19 protein-coding genes are annotated in these 20887 nt (G+C 49.8%); 12 read left to right on the plus strand and 7 right to left on the minus strand.

Features of this window, described 5'->3' with window-relative positions:
• The first annotated feature begins 176 nt into the window (after window positions 1-176).
• The 8 genes from BGK46_RS15125 (at window position 177) to der (ending at window position 8837) form a co-directional block, all read left to right on the plus strand.
• Window positions 177-1298, plus strand: coding sequence for a bifunctional tRNA (adenosine(37)-C2)-methyltransferase TrmG/ribosomal RNA large subunit methyltransferase RlmN (locus BGK46_RS15125; protein ID WP_069590656.1), 1122 nt, complete (start codon window positions 177-179; stop codon window positions 1296-1298).
• Window positions 1299-1327: 29 nt separating this feature from the next.
• Complete coding sequence (gene pilW / locus BGK46_RS15130; protein WP_069590658.1) at window positions 1328-2083, plus strand: type IV pilus biogenesis/stability protein PilW; 756 nt, start codon at window positions 1328-1330, stop codon at window positions 2081-2083.
• Window positions 2073-3005 (plus strand): cytoskeleton protein RodZ, encoded by a 933-nt coding sequence (rodZ, locus tag BGK46_RS15135; RefSeq protein ID WP_069590659.1) that lies wholly within the window; start codon window positions 2073-2075, stop codon window positions 3003-3005. The genes pilW and rodZ overlap by 11 nt, the downstream gene beginning before the upstream one ends.
• Window positions 3006-3020: 15 nt before the next feature.
• Window positions 3021-4154, plus strand: coding sequence for a flavodoxin-dependent (E)-4-hydroxy-3-methylbut-2-enyl-diphosphate synthase (gene ispG / locus BGK46_RS15140; RefSeq protein WP_069590662.1), 1134 nt, complete (start codon window positions 3021-3023; stop codon window positions 4152-4154).
• 47 nt (window positions 4155-4201) lie between these two features.
• The gene (gene hisS / locus BGK46_RS15145; RefSeq protein WP_069590664.1) at window positions 4202-5470 is read left to right on the plus strand and encodes a histidine--tRNA ligase; all 1269 of its coding nucleotides are present in this window, start codon (window positions 4202-4204) and stop codon (window positions 5468-5470) included.
• Between the two features lie 12 nt (window positions 5471-5482).
• A complete protein-coding gene (locus BGK46_RS15150; protein ID WP_069590666.1) occupies window positions 5483-6085 on the plus strand; it encodes a YfgM family protein in 603 nt (200 codons plus the stop codon).
• A gap of 9 nt (window positions 6086-6094) precedes the next feature.
• Window positions 6095-7252: an outer membrane protein assembly factor BamB gene (gene bamB / locus BGK46_RS15155; RefSeq protein WP_069590668.1), complete on the plus strand. Its 1158-nt coding sequence runs from the start codon at window positions 6095-6097 to the stop codon at window positions 7250-7252.
• 91 nt (window positions 7253-7343) lie between these two features.
• Window positions 7344-8837, plus strand: coding sequence for a ribosome biogenesis GTPase Der (der, locus tag BGK46_RS15160; RefSeq protein ID WP_069590670.1), 1494 nt, complete (start codon window positions 7344-7346; stop codon window positions 8835-8837).
• A gap of 402 nt (window positions 8838-9239) precedes the next feature.
• Here the strand turns inward: der and xseA are convergent, their stop codons facing one another.
• Window positions 9240-10604, minus strand: coding sequence for an exodeoxyribonuclease VII large subunit (gene xseA / locus BGK46_RS15165; protein ID WP_069590694.1), 1365 nt, complete (start codon window positions 10602-10604; stop codon window positions 9240-9242).
• A gap of 247 nt (window positions 10605-10851) precedes the next feature.
• Here xseA and guaB point away from each other — a divergent pair, with 247 nt between their 5' ends.
• Window positions 10852-12315, plus strand: a complete 1464-nt coding sequence (gene guaB / locus BGK46_RS15170) for an IMP dehydrogenase (RefSeq protein ID WP_069590671.1) — start codon at window positions 10852-10854, stop codon at window positions 12313-12315.
• Window positions 12316-12410: 95 nt separating this feature from the next.
• On the plus strand, window positions 12411-13988 hold the full coding sequence (gene guaA, locus BGK46_RS15175) for a glutamine-hydrolyzing GMP synthase (protein ID WP_069590677.1): 1578 nt from the start codon (window positions 12411-12413) through the stop codon (window positions 13986-13988).
• Between the two features lie 300 nt (window positions 13989-14288).
• Here guaA and BGK46_RS17515 read toward each other — a convergent pair whose 3' ends face one another.
• The 4 genes from BGK46_RS17515 to BGK46_RS15185 all read right to left on the minus strand — a co-directional run bounded on the left by BGK46_RS17515 (window position 14289) and on the right by BGK46_RS15185 (window position 16450).
• Complete coding sequence (locus tag BGK46_RS17515; RefSeq protein ID WP_139130797.1) at window positions 14289-14714, minus strand: hypothetical protein; 426 nt, start codon at window positions 14712-14714, stop codon at window positions 14289-14291.
• On the minus strand, window positions 14704-14949 hold the full coding sequence (locus BGK46_RS15180; protein WP_069590679.1) for a hypothetical protein: 246 nt from the start codon (window positions 14947-14949) through the stop codon (window positions 14704-14706). Before BGK46_RS15180 ends, BGK46_RS17515 begins: the two co-directional genes overlap by 11 nt.
• Window positions 14950-15061: 112 nt before the next feature.
• Window positions 15062-15478: a hypothetical protein gene (locus BGK46_RS17240; RefSeq protein ID WP_084781524.1), complete on the minus strand. Its 417-nt coding sequence runs from the start codon at window positions 15476-15478 to the stop codon at window positions 15062-15064.
• A gap of 12 nt (window positions 15479-15490) precedes the next feature.
• On the minus strand, window positions 15491-16450 hold the full coding sequence (locus BGK46_RS15185) for a hypothetical protein (protein ID WP_371440502.1): 960 nt from the start codon (window positions 16448-16450) through the stop codon (window positions 15491-15493).
• 565 nt (window positions 16451-17015) lie between these two features.
• On the opposite strand from BGK46_RS15185, the gene BGK46_RS15190 reads away from it, so the two are divergent.
• On the plus strand, window positions 17016-18512 hold the full coding sequence (locus BGK46_RS15190) for an AbgT family transporter (RefSeq protein WP_139130799.1): 1497 nt from the start codon (window positions 17016-17018) through the stop codon (window positions 18510-18512).
• 98 nt (window positions 18513-18610) lie between these two features.
• The gene (tadA, locus tag BGK46_RS15195) at window positions 18611-19099 is read left to right on the plus strand and encodes a tRNA adenosine(34) deaminase TadA (protein WP_069590685.1); all 489 of its coding nucleotides are present in this window, start codon (window positions 18611-18613) and stop codon (window positions 19097-19099) included.
• Between the two features lie 27 nt (window positions 19100-19126).
• On the opposite strand, the gene BGK46_RS17655 is transcribed toward tadA, so the two are convergent.
• Both BGK46_RS17655 and mltF read right to left on the minus strand, forming a co-directional pair.
• A complete protein-coding gene (locus BGK46_RS17655; protein WP_167314748.1) occupies window positions 19127-19288 on the minus strand; it encodes a hypothetical protein in 162 nt (53 codons plus the stop codon).
• 7 nt (window positions 19289-19295) lie between these two features.
• Window positions 19296-20765 carry a membrane-bound lytic murein transglycosylase MltF gene (gene mltF, locus BGK46_RS15200; RefSeq protein WP_069590696.1) on the minus strand — a complete coding sequence of 490 codons (1470 nt, stop codon included), beginning with the start codon at window positions 20763-20765 and terminating at the stop codon, window positions 19296-19298.
• Window positions 20766-20887: the final 122 nt, after the last annotated feature.

Below are 20887 nucleotides of genomic sequence, written 5' to 3' on the forward strand. Positions count from 1 at the left end.
AGTGCAAATAACCCTGCTCGCTGAGAGTGGAAACTGTGATCTAAAGCCTGTACAATTTCGCGCCTTGCGCGCGCACGCCAGCCCCTTGTTAGCATAACAGGGCGGACAAGCAGCGTGACGCAATGGCGAATATACTTGTCTTTACCACACAGCTAGTTCTTACGAGGCAACCCCCAATGACAACAGAGAAAGTTAATCTGCTTGATTTTGACAGGCAGGCACTCCGTGCATATTTTGCTGACGAGCTCGGCGAAAAGGCATTCCGTGCCGACCAAGTCATGAAGTGGATCTATCACTTCGGTTGCGATGACTTCGATGAGATGAACAACATCAACAAGAAGTTGCGTGAGAAACTCAAGCGTGTGGCGGAGATCCGCGCACCAGAAGTGGCATCGGCCCAGTACTCAAAAGATGGCACCATTAAATGGGCCATGCGTGTGGCTGGTCAAGATGTTGAAACCGTCTATATCCCAGAAGATGACCGGGCTACCTTGTGTGTGTCTTCGCAAGTTGGTTGTGCGTTGGACTGTAAATTCTGCTCGACCGGTGCCCAAGGCTTTAACCGTAACTTGCGCGTGTCTGAGATCATCGGTCAGGTATGGCGTGCGTCGAAAGAAATCGGGATTGAAAAAGAAACCGGTCGCCGTCCGATTACCAACGTGGTGATGATGGGCATGGGCGAGCCGTTACTGAACATGAAAAACCTGATCCCAGCGTTGAACCTGATGCTAGATGATAACGCCTACGGCCTATCGAAGCGTCGTGTGACGGTCTCAACCTCAGGGGTTGTATCAGGTCTTGAGCAAATGATCGGTAAAATCGACGTGGCGTTGGCGATTTCTCTGCATGCGCCGAATGATGAGCTTCGCAGCCAGATCATGCCAATCAATGACCGCTGGGACATTGAGGCATTCCTTGATGCCGTGCGCCGTTATATTGCGACATCGAATGCGAACCGTGGTCGTGTCACGGTTGAGTATATTTTGCTCGATCATGTCAATGATTATATGGAGCATGCGCGTCAGCTCGCAGAGCTACTGAAAGATACGCCAGCGAAGATTAACCTTATTCCATTTAACCCGTATCCTGAGTCTCCGTACAAGAAACCGAGTAATTCTCGTATCGATAGGTTTATGAAAACCTTGATGGAATACGACTTTACCGTGACGGTACGCAAGACGCGTGGAGATGATATTGATGCTGCTTGTGGGCAATTGGCCGGCGATATCATTGATCGAACCAAACGCGCCGAGAAGCGACTGGGTGCACAGGAGGTTATCCCTGTTCGTCCAGTCTGACCGATAGGCTCAGAAAAAAGGATAGGGACATGCACCGTACTGGCTGTGTACTCTTACTCATCATGACGTTGGCTGGATGTGCCACGCCAGTAGAAAAGCAAAAAAGTTCAGAATTTGATAGTATTCGGGCAGCGGATGCCCGAATATCACTGGGATTAGGCTACCTAAACAGTGATCGCTATCAACAAGCGCAGCAAAACTTACAACAAGCGCTACGATATGCGCCAGACTACTATCGTGCCTTGCTGTCAATGGCGTATTATCAACAACGTGTCGGTGAAAGTGAAAAAGCCGACCGTTTTTATCAACAAGCATTGCGCCAGGCGCCCGATAATGGCGACGTATATAACAATTACGGTGTATTTTTGTGTGAGCAGCGGCGTTTCGCTGCGGCGAAGCAAGCATTTTTGCAAGCCATTGCGCAACCGTATTATCATCGGGTGTCAGACAGTTACGAAAATGCTGCCTTTTGTCAGCTAACGGCTGGGGAAAGGCAAAGTGCAAAAGCCTTGTTTGAAAAAGCCGTCGATCATGACCCACTTCGAGTACGGTCAGGATTGCAACTTGCCAAACTTGAAATCGAAGATGGGCAAGAGACGCGTGCTATCGCACGTATTCAACGTCTGCAAAGACAGATCGGCGAGCGCCCTGCGGGGTTGCTGCTTTTAGTGAAGGCACATCAACAACAAGGCAACGCGGAGCAAGCTGCCCATGATGCACAACGATTGGCGCAACAGTTTCCAGAATCCAAAGAATATCAATTGTACCTAGCGAATGAATACTGAACAGACGGAAGAACAAGCGCAAACGCATACTCAACCTGCGCCCGGGGAAGTATTAAAGCAAGCGCGTGAAAAAATGGGCTGGAGTGTTCGCGATGTTGCCGACAGGCTGAGATTACGCGTGAGCGTGATTGAAGATCTCGAAAACAACAATCCAGATACCGATCAATTGGCCACGTTTACACGTGGCTATTTGCGATCCTACGCTAAGTTGCTGCAAATTGATTCGAATAAATTGTTAGAAGAACAGGATATCGACGCTAATAGTTCTGAGACAATTCAAAAAATGCAGAGCTTTTCACGCAAAACACGTCGTCAGAAAAGCGAGAGCCGTTTGATGATGCTCTCAGGAGTGATTGCGCTGATCTTGGTTGGGATCACGGGTGCTTGGTACTGGCAAAATCAACAAACCGTTGAACCGTTAGTGCCACAGCAAGCAGCGGACGAGTTGGTGACCACGCCGAATGACACCGATACCATGCCGGGGGCTGACCCTGCACAAGCACCTATCTCGGACGCTGAACCAGAGCTATCGGTGCCGGCCTCTGGCGAAGGACAACAAGCGACACAAGCCGTGGCGCCAGAGTCAACGACCAGCGAACCGAGCATCAGCGAACAAATCGATGAAGCCCAGCGTGCTGCCAATGACAGTGTCGGCAACGACAACGAAGCGCCGGTCGCTGCGGACAACACATTGGTCATGCGCTTTAGCAGCGATTGCTGGATTGACGTCCGTGATGCCACCGGTGCGCGCTTGGCCACGGGCATTAAAACCAACGGCGATGCACTGACTTTAAACGGTGAGCCGCCTTATCAACTGGTATTGGGCGCCCCGAGTGCGGTGACCATTACTTTTAATGGCGATAATATTGATCTTGATGGCTATCCAACCGGCCAAGTGGCACGGTTGCGCCTTCCGCAGTAATCAGAGAACGTCGACATGCATACCGAATCCCCGATTAAACGCCGTCCGTCTAAACGTATTTACGTCGGTAATGTTCCCATTGGTGATGGTGCGCCGATAGCGGTGCAATCGATGACCAATACACGCACCACAGATGTAGATGCCACAGTAGCGCAAATTAAAGCGCTAGAAAAAGTGGGCGCCGACATTGTACGTGTCTCGGTACCGACGATGGATGCGGCTGAAGCCTTTAAATTGATCAAGGCGCAAACCTCGATCCCGTTGGTCGCGGATATCCACTTTGACTACCGTATTGCCTTAAAAGTCGCAGAATACGGTGTGGATTGCTTGCGCATCAATCCCGGTAATATAGGCCGTGAAGAACGCATTCGTGCCGTGGTGGATGCTGCGCGAGATAAGAATATCCCTATCCGTATTGGCGTGAATGGCGGCTCACTGGAGCGTGATTTACAAGAAAAATATGGCGAACCGACCCCAGACGCGCTAGTTGAGTCAGCGATGCGCCATGTCGATATCTTGGATCGGCTCAACTTTGATCAATTTAAAGTCAGCGTGAAAGCCTCAGACGTATTCTTGGCCGTCGAGTCATATCGAAAATTGGCGCAGCAAATCGATCAACCGCTGCACCTTGGCATTACCGAAGCGGGTGGCGCCCGTGCGGGTGCGGTTAAATCTGCGGTGGGCCTAGGGATGCTATTAGCGGAAGGCATTGGTGATACCTTGCGTGTATCCCTTGCCGCTGATCCGGTGGAAGAAATCAAAGTCGGTTTTGATATTTTAAAATCACTGCGTATCCGTTCACGTGGGGTGAACTTTATTGCCTGCCCAAGCTGTTCGCGTCAAGAATTTGATGTGATAGGAACCGTGAATGCGCTCGAGCAGCGCCTTGAAGACATCACCACGCCGATGGATGTTTCTGTGATTGGCTGTGTGGTGAATGGACCCGGTGAAGCCGAAGTCTCTCACCTAGGCTTGGCGGGTGGCAACAAACGCAGCGCCTATTACCTCGATGGCAAGCGTCAGAAAGAGCGTTTTGATAACGAGAACCTTGTCGACGCACTTGAGGCAAAAATTCGCGCGAAAGCGGCGATGATGGATGAAAAGAACCGCATCGACGTCTCACAAATTGAAAAGGAAGGCGAAGCCTAACGGCCGCCTTCTCCATTCTCACTCTTTAATCGGTAACGGAAGTTAACGTGGCTAAAACAATTCAAGCAATTCGAGGCATGAACGATTGCCTCCCGTCTCAGTCTCCCCTATGGCAAAAACTAGAGAACACGGTCAAGCAGGTGGTCAGCGCTTACGGGTATAGCGAAGTACGCATGCCTATCGTGGAAGCAACCCATCTTTTTAGCCGCGCCATTGGTGAAGTCACCGACGTTGTCGAAAAAGAAATGTACACCTTTGATGATCGCAATGGTGACAGCCTCACACTGCGTCCTGAAGGGACAGCGGGTTGTGTGCGTGCCGGTATTGAAAATGGCTTGCTTTATAACCAAGAACATCGCCTTTGGTACACCGGCCCAATGTTCCGTCACGAGCGTCCACAAAAAGGCCGCTATCGTCAATTCCACCAATTTGGTGTGGAAGTGTTTGGCATCGATGGCCCAGACGTCGACGCTGAACTGATCATGATGACGGCGCGTCTCTGGCGTGAGCTAGGCATTGCCGATCACGTCCGTTTAGAGCTTAATTCAATTGGCTCGCCACAAGCGCGTGCTGACTATCGCCAAGCCTTGGTGGATTTTTTGATGCAGCATGAATCTGTTTTGGATGAAGACAGCAAACGCCGCATGAAAACCAACCCATTACGTGTGTTGGATACCAAAAATGCTGACATCCAAGCCATTCTGGTGGATGCACCTAAGCTGAGCGACTACCTCGATGAGGAATCGAAGCAGCATTTTGCCGGCTTGTGTGAACTCTTGGACGCAGCAGGCATCCAATACGAAGTTAACCACCGTTTGGTCCGTGGCCTTGATTACTACAACCGCACCGTGTTCGAGTGGATCACAGACAGCCTTGGCGCCCAAGGTACAGTATGTGGCGGCGGTCGCTATGATGGTCTGGTTGAACAACTCGGCGGTAAAGCGACGCCTGCGGTTGGATTCGCGATGGGCCTCGAGCGTCTCGTTCTGATGCTCGAAACTCTGAACCAAGATGATGTGCGTCCTGCTGTGGATGTGTATGTTGTCACGGTTGGAGAAGGTAGCCTCGTTGCCGGTATGCAGCTGGCTGAGCGCTTACGTGAGCAAGTCCCGGGCCTACGTGTTATGTCGCACTTTGGCGGGGGTAACTTCAAAAAACAATTTAAACGTGCGGACAAAGTCGGTGCGTCTGTGGCACTGGTGCTTGGCGAAGATGAAGTCGCGAATGGCACCGTGGCAGTAAAAGATTTGAAAGGCGGCGAGCAGCAAACCTTGAAACAAGACGAGGTCGCCGCGACACTCGCAGATTTGATTTAGAGAGGACAGATCGTGGACGTCTACACCACAGAAGAACAGCAAGTTGAAGCGATTAAAAAGTGGTGGCGAGATAACGGCAAAGCCGTTGTTATTGGCGCTGTAGTCGGATTGGGTGTGCTATATGGATGGCGTTACTACCAAGCACACGTGACTGAGAGCAAGGAACAAGCCTCACAGCAATATGTTCAAGCGCTTAGTGGTCTGGACAAAGGCGAAACCGCCGCCCTTGAGAACGTGGTTAAAAGCGAAGATCACGAAGGCTATCGTGCGTTAGCTGCCATGCGATTGGCGAAAAAACTGGTTGAACAAGGGGAGCTTGCGCAAGCGAGCGAACAGCTGCGTCAAGCCAGTGCTTGGGTTAAAGATGATGCCATTCATGGTTTAATTGCCACTCGTCTTGCGCGGATTGAGGCGGAGTTAGGTAATTATGACACCGCAGTGACTGAGCTCGATAGCGTGAAGGCACCAAGCTGGCACGCGAAAGTGGAAGAGATCCGTGGTGATATCATGCTGCTTAAAGGCGACAAAGATGCGGCACGTAGCGCCTATGCAGCGTCACTTGCAGCGGCAGAGAACCCAACCGTCAATATGAAGCTTAACAACCTCAGTCAGTAAGGTCGCGGTATGACAAAAGGATTATGGCGTGGGGCGGCGATGGCAGCTGCCTTGGCGTTGCTCGCCGGTTGTGCCGGTGAAGAAGATGTGGTGCAAATGGCACCATTGCCGACGGTGAATAGCCAATTTACCCCAAGCTTGCAATGGAAAGCACAAGTCGGTGATGGCGTCGGTCATTATTACTCTGCACTGCGTCCGGTCGTGGCTTATGACAAAGTCTTTGCCGCAGATCGTAACGGCCTTATCGGTGCGTACGATTTACAGACCGGTCAGTCGGTATGGGAACAATCAGTGCAAACCGATGTACCTGCGTTGCTCTCGGGCGGTTTGAGTGCGTCTTACGGGAAAGTCTATGTCGGCGCGGAAACTGGGGTGCTCTATGCACTGGATGCCGAAAACGGTGAGCTCGTTTGGCAACAAAACGTCAACGGCGAAATCCTGTCAAAACCCTTGGTTGAAGCTGGACTGGTCGTGGTCAATACCAGCCGTGGTGAGCTAGTTGCGTTGGACGCCGAATCGGGTGAAGTGCAATGGAACAACACCAACGATGTGCCCAATCTCAGCTTGCGTGGCGACAGTGCGCCAGTCACTATCTCCGGCGGTTTATTCTGGGGCATGGCCAATGGTCGATTGGGCGCGGCGATGATCCAAGATGGTCGCTCGCTCTGGCAAATTCCGATTGCCACGCCGAAAGGGGCGACCGAAATTGATCGTCTGGTCGATGTGGATGCCACTCCGGTGATTGAAGGCGACCGCCTGTACGCGGTGGGGTATAATGGTCAATTGGTGTCGATTGATTTGCGCTCTGGCCAAGCGGCGTGGAAGCGTGATTTTTCGACAGCGACAGACTTTATGGTTGCGGGCAACACCGTTTATCTAATTGATGATAAAGACGATGTCGTGGCATTGGATGCGCGCAACGGCCTAGAAAAATGGCGTAACACTGAACTGGAATACCGGATTCTCACGCCACCTTCGGCGAGCAGTGGTTACATCATGGTGGGTGACAGCCAAGGTTATTTGCACTGGCTTGATCCACAAACCGGTGAGTTTGTTGCTCAGCAGTCACTGGAAGGCAATGGCATCGCCGTTGCGCCAGTACAAACGGATAACGGCTATATTGTGATCACACGTGATGGTCAAATGAGAAAACTGACCATCGAGTAGAATTAGCCAACATAACTATTTTGGGCTCCTGACTGCTCTGACAGTGAGGAGCCTTGTTCATTGATAAGAGAATGAAAGAGAAGAGGTCTACATGATTCCTGTTATTGCCCTTGTAGGGCGCCCGAACGTGGGGAAATCGACGCTCTTTAATCGTCTAACCCGCACGCGTGATGCGCTAGTAGCGGACTTTCCGGGACTGACCAGGGATCGAAAATACGGTAAAGCGATGCTGGGTGAACATGAGTTCATCGTAATCGATACCGGCGGTATTGATGGCACCGAGGAAGGCGTAGAAACCAAAATGGCCGAGCAGTCTTTGGCCGCCATTGAAGAAGCAGACGTTGTCCTGTTTATGGTTGATGGTCGTGTGGGTTTAACCCCGGCCGACCAAGAGATTGCACAGCATATTCGCACCCGAGAAAAAACATCTTTCTTGGTGGTGAATAAGGTCGACGGGATGGATCCGGACACCGCCGCGTCTGACTTTTGGCAATTAGGCATGGACAACATGTACCAAATTGCGGCCGCACATGGTCGCGGTGTAAGTACCTTGATCAACCGTGCGCTGATGCCGTTCGCGGAACAAGCTAAAGAAGACCAAGAAGCTGGCTTGGTTGATCTCACCGGTGAGGATGATATCGAGCCGGTAGACGAAACCACCATGACCGAAGAGGAAGCGGAAAACGAGTACGCCCGCCTTCAAGCCCAGCCGATTAAAATCGGCATTATTGGCCGTCCAAATGTGGGTAAATCGACCCTAACCAACCGCATGCTCGGCGAGGAGCGCGTGGTGGTTTACGATATGCCGGGCACCACACGCGACTCTATCTACATTCCTATGGAGCGTGATGGACGCGAATACGTGATGATTGACACCGCCGGTGTACGACGTCGTAAGCGCGTGACGGATAAAGTCGAGAAGTTCTCGGTCATCCAAACCCTTAAAGCGATTGAAGACGCCAATGTGGTGTTGCTGGTGATTGATGCGCGCGAAAACATCTCTGACCAAGACTTAAGCCTACTGGGCTTTGCCTTGAATGCCGGACGCTCGATTGTGCTGGCAGTTAACAAGTGGGATGGATTGGATAGCGAAGTGAAAGAGCGCGTCAAATCAGAGCTCGACCGCCGTCTTGGTTTTGTCGACTTTGCGCGTGTTCATTTTATATCTGCCCTGCATGGTACGGGGGTGGGTCACTTGTTTGAGTCGATTCAAGAAGCCTATGAGTCAGCGACTAAGCGTGTAGGCACATCGATGCTGACGCGCATCATGAAGATGGCGCAGGACGACCACCAACCGCCGATGATTCGAGGTCGCCGAGTGAAGCTGAAATATGCACACGCCGGGGGTTATAACCCACCGATTGTGGTGATTCACGGTAACTTGGTCAATGAACTTCCGGACTCCTACAAGCGCTATTTAATGAACTACTATCGCCGGACGCTCGATATTATGGGCACCCCGATTAAGATCCAGTTCCAGAATAGTGAAAACCCGTATGAAGGGAAGAAAGAGAAGCTGACGCTTTCTCAGTCCAGACAGCGCAAGCGCTTGATGGATATGGTGAAAAACCGAAACAAAAAATAATGACTCGCCCAGCCATCGCGCTGGGCTTTTTTTGATCTTCTTTGTCGCTCTATGATCCTTTTCATGATCTTTTGCGGAAATAAAGTGATCTAAATCACATTAAAATGCAGGTTACAGTCAGTGAAACGATCCGCTGTCATACCGCGCTAGGCGGGTTTTTGAGCGGTGAGAATTCAACCATCACCTGACGCTATTCTCTTTTCATTAATTCTGGATCACGTCCAAAATAGATGCCTAGATAGTTTTTTATATCGCTTAAAATCCAAATGCAGAACATGTAACTTATGCTTTCGGGAAGTGTATTGATAAATATTCTTTTTAGGGTAGGAAGCTGATCAAGGGGCATTAACCCCTCGATCAGGCGATCACAATCAGATCAGAAAGAAGTCGGTTGCGCAGAGGTTAATCCTGCGTGGGGGAGACAGAAGCGGGTGCAAGCGCGGTGACCGTACTTGTGATGTCACCCTCACGCAGATGGGTATGTAGTGTTTGACCCACGCTAAGCTGATCGGTCTGGGTCACCACTTTGCCATCGTCCGTACGCGTGATGGAATAACCTCGGGTTAGGGTGGCCAGTGGGCTAACGGCATCTAAGGTTGCCATCAGGGTATGCAACCGCTGTTGTGCGTGCTGCAAGTGAGCGTCCATGGCGTGATTAAGACGCTGCTCAAGCTGGCTCACATGCCCTTGCTGGCGATGAATGGTGTGGATTGGCGTTGCACGCTGCAATCGGCCGTCCAACTGGTTACATTGCGCCTGAGCGCGACGAATTTTGGTCATCATCGCCTGTTGCATGCGCCGTTGTAGCTCATCTAATCGCTGGCTTTGCTGTTGTAAGCGCGTGCGCGGATGCTGGTGGGACAAACGGTGCGACAATTGGGTGAGATGGCGTTGTTGACGATAAAGCACATCGGCCATCGCGCGACTGAGTGCCTGCTCGCGTTGCTGGTATTGCTGAAGCCGATAACTCAGATCGCGGCTAACCAGCTCCGCAGCAGCTGAAGGGGTTGGGGCGCGCATGTCAGCGACAAAATCAGCAATGGTCACATCCACCTCGTGGCCCACCGCACTGACGATAGGAATTGTGCTGGCCGCGATAGTACGAGCGACGATTTCCTCATTAAAACACCAGAGATCTTCTAGCGACCCCCCGCCACGACCGACAATCAAAACATCGCACTCTGCACGGCTATTGGCACGACCAATGGCTTGCGCGATGCTGACCGCGGCATCGCGCCCTTGCACCAGCGTAGGATAAATAACAACGGGTAGGCTAGGATCGCGCCGTTTGAGCACATGCAGAATATCATGCAAGGCAGCGCCGGTTTTGGAGGTAATAATGCCAATACGGCGTGGTTGAGCGGGTAACGGCTTTTTCTCGCTTTGAGCAAAAAGCCCTTGGGCCGCAAGCGTTTGCTTACGTTGCTCAAACTCTTGTTGTAACCGCCCATCCCCTTCAGGTTGCATGCTTTCGAGGATCAACTGATAGTCACCGCGTGGCTCATACAAGGACACTCGGGCGCGGACTAACACCTGGTCGCCATTTTTCGGTTTGAAGGTAACACGACGGTTGTTACCGCGGAACATGGCACATTTCACTTGGCTTTGGTTATCTTTTAGCGATAAATACCAATGCCCCGAGACTGCGGCGGTAAAATTGGAAATCTCCCCGCTTAACCAGACAATGCCGATATCGCGCTCAAGACACAGCCGAACTTCGGCATTCAGCCGAGACACCGTCAAAATGTTGCGATTGTTTGTGCTCACGTCGCCAACCTTTTTCATTCACCTGCACGCATACTACCTGTCTGGTTTGAGGATGCCAATTGCTAAGCGTATGCCATGCGTGAGTGGGCGTTTTCACCCGAAGTGATTGAATATTAAGCGCCTAAAATCAAAGACACCAATAAATGAAAATTCTCAGTAAAAACCTGTAGCCAAACGTTTGCGCTATACGTATAATGCTGCGGCAATATTTTGTTCCCCTTCACAAATTTTGGTGTGAGATATTGCAATGCTGAGAATCGCGAAAGAAGCGCTAACCTTTGACGATGTACTCCTCGTCCCTGCCCATTCCACTGTTCTTCCGAACACTGCGGATCTGCGAACCCAACTGACTCGTTCTATTAGCCTGAACATCCCTGTTTTATCAGCAGCGATGGATACGGTGACAGAAGCCCGTCTGGCGATTGCACTTGCGCAAGAAGGTGGCCTTGGTTTTATCCACAAAAACATGACCATTGAACAGCAAGCTGAGCAAGTTCGCTTGGTTAAAATTTACGAAGCGGGCATGGTCACAAACCCTGTGACAGTGACGCCAGAAATGACCATTGCGGATGTGAAAGCACTCACCGAACGCAACGGTTTCGCCGGCTATCCAGTGGTTAACGCACAAAAAGAGCTTGTCGGCATTATCACCGGCCGTGATGTACGTTTTGTGTCTGACTTGAGCAAGCGTGTTGATGAAGTGATGACGCCGAAGTCGCGCTTAGCCACGGTGCAAGAAGGTGCCGATCGAGAACAAGTTCAGCAAATGATGCAGCAACACCGCGTGGAAAAAATCTTGGTCGTCAATCAAGACCACCACCTAAGCGGCATGATCACCGCAAAAGACTTCCAGAAAGCAGAAAGCAAACCAAACGCCTGTAAAGACGAGCAAGGCCGTCTGCGCGTGGGTGCCGCCGTCGGTGCTGGCGCGGGCAATGAAGAGCGTGTGGCCGCCTTGGTGGAAGCCGGTGTTGACGTTCTTTTGATTGACTCATCACATGGCCACTCTGAAGGCGTGTTACAACGCATTCGTGATACACGCGCCGCGTATCCAAACCTGCAAATCGTAGGGGGGAACGTTGCCACGGCAGACGGTGCTCGTGCCCTGATTGAAGCTGGTGTTGATGCCGTTAAAGTAGGGATTGGTCCAGGGTCGATTTGTACCACCCGTATTGTGACCGGGGTTGGCGTACCACAAATTACTGCTATCAGTGATGCAGCAGCGGTTGCGCAGGAATATGGTATTCCGGTCATTGCTGACGGTGGCATTCGCTTCTCGGGCGATATGTGTAAAGCGATTGCCGCTGGCGCATCCTGCGTGATGGTTGGCTCCATGCTGGCAGGAACGGAAGAATCACCGGGTGAAGTTGAGCTTTACCAAGGCCGCGCTTACAAATCGTACCGTGGTATGGGATCGGTGGGCGCGATGTCAAAAGGCTCATCTGACCGTTACTTCCAAAGCGACAATGCTGCCGACAAATTGGTCCCAGAAGGCATTGAAGGCCGCGTAGACTACAAAGGCATGATGAAAGAAATCATTCACCAACAAATGGGCGGTTTGCGTTCATGCATGGGTCTGACTGGCTCTGCCACCATCAACGATTTACGCACCAAAGCGCAATTTGTTCGCGTGACTGGCGCGGGCATGAAAGAGTCACACGCTCACGATGTGACCATCACTAAAGAAGCGCCTAACTATCGCCTCGGATAATGTATGGCGGTGTGGCTTAAGGGTCACACCGCTTTCTATTCGTCCAAGAGGGCTGACAACGCCCCTTTGTTCCACTTAATTGAGAAAGCCAGATAATGACCAAAAACATTCATGCTCAACGTATTTTGATCCTCGACTTTGGCTCCCAGTACACGCAACTGATTGCACGTCGTGTCCGTGAAATCGGAGTGTATTGTGAGTTGTGGAGCTGGGATGTAGAAGAGCAAGATATCCGTGATTTTGCCCCTGATGGCATCATCCTTTCCGGTGGCCCTGAAAGTGTCGCTGAAGCTGGCTCACCGCGTGCGCCTGAGTATGTCTTTAATGCTGGCGTGCCGGTGCTTGGCGTATGCTACGGCATGCAAACCATGGCTGAGCAACTGGGCGGTAAAGTGGCCGGCTCTGAGCACCGCGAATTTGGTTATGCCCAAGTTAAGCGTGTTGCCAACAGTGCTTTGTTTGATGGTATTGAAGATGCGATCGCAGAAGATGGCACCGCGCTATTGGATGTGTGGATGAGCCACGGTGATAAAGTGGTCGCTATCCCAGAAGATTTCGTCAAAATCGCTGAAACCGACACCTGTCCGTTTGCGGCGATGGCTAATGAAGAGAAGCGTTTCTACGGCGTACAGTTCCACCCGGAAGTCACGCATACTCGCCAAGGCAAACGTATGCTAGAGCAGTTTGTGATGACCATCTGCGGTTGTGAGCGCCTATGGACTCCTGCATCTATCATCGAAGATGCGGTTGAGCGTATTCGCGAGCAAGTCGGTGATGATGAAGTGATCCTTGGCTTATCTGGTGGCGTTGATTCCTCAGTAGTGGCAATGCTGGTTCACCGCGCGATTGGCGACAAGCTCACGTGCGTATTTGTGGATAACGGCCTGCTACGCCTTAACGAAGGCGAGCAAGTACTGGAAATGTTTGGTGACCACTTCGGCCTCAACATTGTCCATGTTAACGCCGAAGACCGCTTCCTTGACGCGCTGAAAGGCGAAGCTGACCCTGAAGCTAAGCGTAAAATCATTGGCCGCGTGTTTGTTGAAGTATTCGACGAGCAAGCCACCAAAATGAAAAACGCCAAATGGTTGGCGCAAGGCACCATCTATCCGGATGTGATTGAATCAGCAGCCTCGAAAACCGGTAAAGCACACGTGATTAAATCGCACCACAATGTGGGCGGTCTTCCGGAAGAAATGAAAATGGGCTTGGTTGAACCGCTCAAAGAGCTGTTCAAAGACGAAGTCCGTAAGATTGGCCTTGAACTAGGCCTGCCTTACAACATGCTTTACCGCCACCCATTCCCAGGGCCTGGCCTTGGTGTGCGTGTGCTGGGCGAGATCCAAAAAGAATACTGTGACCTTTTACGTCGCGCGGATGCAATCTTTATCGAAGAACTGCGCAACGCCGATCTGTACGATAAAGTCTCACAAGCCTTTGCGGTTTTCTTACCGGTACGTTCCGTTGGCGTGATGGGCGATGGCCGTAAATACGATTGGATCATTGCCTTGCGTGCTGTCGAAACCATCGACTTTATGACCGCGCACTGGGCACACCTGCCATACGATTTCCTTGGCAAAGTGTCGAACCGCATTATCAACGAAGTCGACGGCATCTCCCGCGTGGTTTACGACGTCTCCGGCAAACCGCCAGCGACGATTGAGTGGGAGTAGGGCTAACTATTAATAGTTAATAGAGCTTTTAGAGGATAAATGAATGCCAGTCAGTAATATTGACTGGCATTTTTTATGGTCGCACTATCCATCAACGATTGACGTCATTGCTGCAAAAACCGAAAAACAGCCCGAAGATCAGAGCCATTGCCGGTAAAATGGGTATATTTCAACACAGGCTAGCCGGCTTGCCTACAAGTACATGTTCAGAGTGTTGCACTTCGCGGCTGAATCTGCGAGTACCTTTAATTATTAAGAGCGTTCTTGTTCTCTATAAAAGATTTATTTTTATCGTAGCAATCACTCAGAAGAACATATGTCAGGTGACAAAGCATAAGTCCGGCTAGAGTATTTTAAAGTTAACTGCCGTTCAGATAAACACTCTACATAACCATGTTCAAATAGGCTTTTCTTTAATCCAACGTTCAAAAACCATCCAGACAAAAAAGCAATAAATACTATCAGTCCAACAAAAAATAAAACAATCTTCGGTATCCACCTAGCTGATTTACCAGTAACCAACGGAATGAAGCACAACAACACAACACTAAGAAAAATGAAAAAACCAGAAAATGACGCGGCATCATTAATTGCACCATCGACTTTTATTTTATTACTGGTTAAATTTAAATTTTCTATCAAATCCAAAGATTGGTCCAAACATAGCCATACCATAGGCGATAAACACAATATATAAACTAGCATTTTGAGGCGATTAACTTTCATCGAATAGCCCCTCAACTGCTTTTGTCATCGGCTGAGTTATATGATGTTCCTCATCTAAATCAGATACTATTCCCCCTATAACAAAAGCAGAAATAGCAAAAACGCCTAATATAACAGCCGTAGGCGGTGCCACAAAAGCAGCCGTCACTACACCGCTAACGAGTAATGTAATGCCTTGCGCGATGACTCCCGCCAAAACGCCTTTAACAACATATGCAGAAAATTGACCAATCACTTTGTATAATATTTTTCATTGTGAATCATATAATAAACCATATATTTAACCCTACTAAAAAATAAGTTCTCCTTTTAAACGCATTGGTTTTTTCTGTTTTTCAAAAAATAAATTATTTAGGTAAACAAATTTCAGGTGATAAAGCATAAGTTCTACTGGAGTATTTTAAACTTAGTTCTCTTTTTTCTTTACACTCAATGTAATTGTTATTAATGATTTTCTCTCGTAGTGAAGAATCAAAGTAATGACCAATTATGGCAAAAGTTATTCCACCTATTATCATTAGTCTGAATGTTAACTTGGGTAATTGTAATCCTGATGCAATACTAATTATGGTCATTGGAATAGTAGGTAAAAAAAAGCCAAACAAAACAAATGATGATGTATTATTCATGTATCCAGAGACTTTTATTTTTGATACTTCACCAACGTTATCTAATAATGAAATGAAATCGAATATGCCTGCAGCAAACCATATGCTTACTGAAATAAACAAAAGCAATGATAATAATTTCTTAAAAAAAACCATCTTAATTAATACTCAATTTACTAAACTTTCTATTTTGTCTTTCATTACTTGGGTATATCCAACTTCTCCATCTAAATCAGCAATATACCCTCCTATTTTAAAAGCCGAATACGCAAAAACACCCAATGCTACAGCTGTTGGTAAGGTGAACCCCAAAGCAACCGCTACCCCTGCTCGTAATGCAACAGTAAGCCCCTGAGCTATGACTCCCGCCACAACGCCTTTAGCAACATCTGCAGAAAATTGACCAACCACTTCGCCTAATGTTTTTTCATCGTGAAGCATATAGTCAACGGTATTTACAGCACCACTAAAAACAACTTCGACATAAACATTGCCTTTAAGGTAGGTGACATTTCCTTTCACTGTATTGAGTGCATGTCCCAACTTTAGCATCTTGGGAGTGGCTGCTTGCCAGCGCGGGCCAATATCCAGATAACGGGGTTTGTAGTTTTCAACCACTATGTTCATCACACCGTTGATGTTAACGGCTTTCGCTGTTGCTCCCAATCCTCCTAGCTCTTTTGCAACTTCATAGGCTCCTTTCAAGCCAGTTGCTACGCCGGTGTAGTCTTTACCCGTTGATAGCTGCCCATGTGTGTCTTGCATAAAGGCGTCTAAATACTCATTTGCTTCTTCTAGCGTTAGTACAGCAAGGCGGGTGTTCTTTTGTTGCGAATGATCCCATTGGTACTCTTTTGCCACTTCGCGTGCGTCTTCGAGCAACGCTTCATCTGTAAACGGATAAACCTGTTCTGACGGCTTTCTTTTGGCAAGCACCTCTGCTCTGTGCTTGGCATAGCGATCTTCGTTGGCTTGCACATACTCCCATGCTTGATCGCTTTGTTCGAAGCGAGCCTTGCGGTGGCGAGCGAGTTTTTCTTGTTGTGTTTCTTTGGCCGCTGGAGCTTCTGGTTGTGTGTCCCCTTCAATCCAGCGCGTGTTTATTCGACTGATGTCCACTTTCATCATCTCATGTTTCTACATAACGGCATGATATAACAGAAAATCCTGAGGCAAAAACTTGCCCGAGTAAGCCAGCATGAAAATAAGTGCTTATATAACAGATGTTTATGGGGGGAGGCGAAAAAACGGCTATTAATTTTCTATAAATTCGAAGCTTCTCCAATTCACGCCCAAACAAGGAGAGTTATTCAGCGAATAAAAATTGGCGATAAGAAGATAGCCAGTCAACACAGCGCTCAAGGTGAGCATCAAAGAGTCACTGTGCGACGTTTATTCTCTATTACTATGTGCTTTTTTGTTTCTAAATGTTTCAGGGTTGTCCCGTCGTTGCGGTTTTTTGTGCTGAAAAGCAAATATATCTGATGGTTAACATTTTGCTAACAGGGTGGTGTGTAGCTAACTATGCTGATTTTTGCTTTACTGGGGCCGATATTTCATTAATTTGTCATTAAAGGCAGCGTCAGGGCATGTGCTGTGGCGACATTGAAACAATATGGAGTGAGCTGTGAGCAGTCAACTTAGTCAGTCAGCGAATGCTGACGGCCCGCGAGGGTTAGACCGGTTTTTAAATATGATTGAACGGGCAGGAAACCGTATCCCTGATCCGGCACTGTTGTTTTTCTGGGGCTTGATTACCGTTTGGGTACTGTCGGCCATTTTATCGCAAGTTGAGTTCGATGCCGTTCACCCGCTGACGGGGAATGCGGTGCAAGTGAACAACCTACTCACCGGCGATGCGCTCGCACACTTTCTAGCCAACATGGTTAGCACTTTTACTGGTTTTGCGCCGCTGGGCATTGTATTGGTTGCGATGCTAGGGGTGGGGGTGGCTGATCAGTCAGGCTTTATCACCACCGGTCTGAAGAAAATGTTGAGTGTGACGCCGAAGCAAGCGCTTACACCAATGCTGATTTTGGTGGCGATCGTGTCACACACTGCGGCGGATGCAGGCTATGTGCTGGTGATCCCACTAGGCGGGATTATCTTCCATGCGGCGGGACGCCACCCATTGGCGGGGATTGCCGCCGCATTTGCCGGTGTCTCGGGGGGATTTTCAGCGAACTTTATTCCGTCTGGCATTGATCCTTTACTCGCTGGATTTACCGAATCAGCCGCTCACGTATTGGATGATACCTATCAGGTGAACCCACTCGCAAACCTCTACTTTACTGGACTGTCATCGATTTTGATTGTGGCATTAGGCTGGTTTGTAACCGAGAAAATCATTGAACCGCGCCTTAGCCGCACGCCGATTGATGAGGATGCTGAAGACGCTCCTGATCTTGGTTCATTCACGGCGATTGAAGGCAAAGCCTTTAATCGCGCAGGCTTGGCCATGTTGGTGGGAATTGCTGCGCTTGTTGCTGCTGCTTGGCCGGATACATCGCCGCTTCGCTCTCCGTCAGGGGAATTGACCGCATTTGATGCGCCGATTATGCAATCAATCGTACCGCTGATTTTCGTGCTCTTTATTATTCCGGGCATTGTCTACGGCAAAACCGCAGGTACCTTTAAAACCAGCCAAGACGTAATCAAATCCATGTCGGATACCATGGCGACTATGGGTGCGTACATGGTGATGGCGTTCTTCTGTGCGCAATTTTTGGCTGCATTTACCCAATCCAACATTGGTACTTTGTTAGCACTCAACGGCGCTGAGTTGCTGCAATCGATGAAATTGCCGGGTGAAATGACGATTGTGGGTATGATCCTGCTCACCGCCATGGTCAACTTACTGATCGGGTCGGCATCGGCAAAATGGGGACTGATTGGTCCGATTCTCGTACCAATGCTGATGGTTGTCGGTATTTCGCCTGAGCTATCACAAGCGGCGTATCGTGTGGGTGACTCTGTCTCTAACATTATTTCGCCATTGATGGTGTTCTTCCCGCTAGTGGTGGTGTATTGCCAGCGCTATGTGAAATCGACCGGGATTGGCACTGTGGCTTCGTTAATGATCCCATACTCCATCACTATGCTGGTGGGCTGGACGCTTTTCCTTCTGGCTTATTGGGCGGTTGGGTTGCCGTTGGGCATTCAAGCAAGCTATCAATACTTGGTTCAATAACGCGTTCCTACGTGACGACAGACAAGCCGGCCTTCGAGCCGGCTTATTTGTGTCGTATACTTGGCGCCATCTCAATGGGTGAAGTTACAGGGTTTTGAATGAGCGAGTTGCAAACGCCATCAAACGAGCACGAAAAATACATGCGCCACGCCATGACGCTGGCGGAAAAAGCCGAGCAAGAGGGTGAAGTGCCGGTCGGGGCTGTGGTGGTGTACCAAGGGGAGATTATCGGGACCGGATGGAACCGTTCAATTACCCAACATGATGCCTCTGCGCATGCGGAAATCATGGCACTGCGCCAAGCAGGTCAAGTGCTGGGGAACTATCGCCTGATTGATGCTGACTTGTATGTCACTTTAGAGCCTTGTCCGATGTGTGCGGCGGCTATGGTACATAGCCGTATTCGCAACGTTTATTTTGGTGCCTCCGACCCTAAAACCGGTGCGGCAGGATCGGTGATGAACTTGCTCAGTTACGAGGGCGTGAATCATCACGTGGCATCGCAAGGGGGGGTACTTGAGGATGCTTGCCGTGAGCAGCTTCAAGCGTTTTTTCGTCGTCGCCGAGCCGAAAAAAAAAGCCGCTAAAAAAGCGGCTCGAGAGCAGGGCGAGGGTTAAAACGCATCGTCAAAGGCGGCGAACTCGCGGATGGCAAACGTACGTTGTCGCCAAAGCACTTTCTTGTGCATATTTTGACGCATGCGCTTACGCCGGTTAGCGGCGGAAATCGTGTTTTTACGGAAGTTACTTCTCACGAGCCGTTTTCTCGGAACCATACTGCCCTCATTGCTGTTGCTGGTTAGCGTCGCTTTGTGGTGACGTTTCGTCAGTGTCTGTGACGGTTTCAGACTCTTGCTCAGGCGCTGGCGCGACAATGGTTTGTAGGCCGCCTAAATCTTCAACCTGCTCATTGTCGAGCGCTTCAATATGCGCTTTTTCATAGCCTAGAATACTTTGATAATAACGGCGGATATTTTCGACGTAGCTTAACGCCTCGTATCCACGCGCATAGCCGTAGCGTGTTTGGGTATAGTATTGGCGCTTGGCAAGCATGGGCAGACGCTTTTTCACATCACTCCACGAGTTAGGATTGGCCCCTTGTGCCTCCGTGAGGCGGCGTGCATCCATCATGTGGCCAAAGCCGATATTGTACGAGGCAAGCGCGAACCAAATACGTTCGTGCGGGTTCACGCTATCCGGTACGCGTTCCAAGACCCGTTGCAGATAAAGGGCGCCGCCTTTAATGCTTTGCTCGGGATCAAGCCGGTTGCGTACGCCGACAGATTTTGCGGTCGGTAAGGTCAGCATCATCATGCCGCGTACACCAGTCGGTGAAATAGCGCGCGGGTTCCAATGTGATTCCTGATAAGACAGAGCGGCGAGCAAACGCCAGTCAAATTCATTGGCGTATTTTTTAAATAGCGGCTCCCACTTGGGCAGTTTGCTCTCAATCGCGCGCAAAAAGGCGCGGGTATCGACGTAATCAAACTGATCCACGTGACCAAAGTATTTCTCTTCCAAAATCGCCAGTTCGCCGCTTTGAGCGAGATCACCAAAAAATTCCACCATCAGGGCGTAAACGCTGCTATCGCCTTGCTTTTTCATAAACCAAGCGACGGGCTCGTCTTCGCTCAGTTCCATCGCGACGGTGATATCAGGGTGGGTGCGTTGGATCAGTGCAATGTCGACGGAGTCGGCAATGGTAAAGTCGATGTCACCATTCGCGACTTGTTTGAGGAGTTCGTCGTCATCGGCATCTTGGACGACTTGCCAAGACAGTGCAGGATGGGCTTGTTTCAGTGATTGCAATGTTAAGTCATGACTGGAGCCTTCAACCACTGCCATTACAGCATCATCTCGGTTGAAGTCATCGACATCACGCGGTCGCCAGTGGCCGTTTTTATACACGACTTGTTGGCTAACAAAATAGTACGCAGGACCGGGGCGAAAGGCGTCAAGGCGTTGCGGTGTGATGGTCAGGCCCGCGGCAATAATGTCAACATCGCCGCGCTCAAGGGCGGGAAAGAGGCCGGAGAGCGTGTAGGTAGGCGTCATTTCCAATTTTACGCCCAGCTTATCGGCAAAGCGCTTGGCTAAATCATAATCTAGGCCGGTTGGGCCATTAGGACCGATGTAATAAGAAAGCTGATTATTGAGTGTGCCCACTCTTAGCACGCCGCGATCGCGGATTTTTTCGAGAGTCGTACGGTCATCAAAATGCCAATCACAGCCCGCCAAAGGCAGGGTTAGCAGCAAAAGGGCCACGCAGGCAATCCAAGATGGCAGAGTAAATCGACGCTGTCTCAAAGGCTGTTGCTCTTGTTGCGGGCCGGCGTGAAGACACAGGCCGTGATCAATGGACCCTCCATTCTACG

This window comes from Salinivibrio sp. SS2 (genome assembly GCF_001722075.1).
GTDB lineage: Bacteria > Pseudomonadota > Gammaproteobacteria > Enterobacterales > Vibrionaceae > Salinivibrio > Salinivibrio proteolyticus.